Genomic DNA, 263 nt, shown 5'->3' with positions numbered 1-263 from the left:
ACCGAGTTGAAAAACGCCGCAGCGCAATTCTGGCATTCAAGCAGGGTTTGATCAAAGGTGCTTATCTGGTAGTGCATCCGGATGGTTATGAACGGGTCGTGTTTGCGGATGTGATTGTCGATAACAGCCATGTCTCCCACGCTCAAGTGATCGCGGTAGATACGGATCAGCTGACCAGGGAAAAGTATCTGATTCAGGTCAGTTTGACGCCCGAGGGAGCGCGTGCCTTTGCAGATGCCACGGAACTGCTCTACGACAAAACC

General features: G+C 52.1%; 1 protein-coding gene. It reads left to right on the top strand.

The window, feature by feature from the left end:
• On the top strand, positions 1–263 hold a 263-nt coding region (locus ACZ3HH_RS30395; protein ID WP_465810336.1), incomplete at both ends, for a hypothetical protein.

The organism is Pseudomonas sp. PME37.24/025 (assembly GCF_055556615.1).
This window is presented reverse-complemented; position numbering and strand designations above follow the sequence as displayed.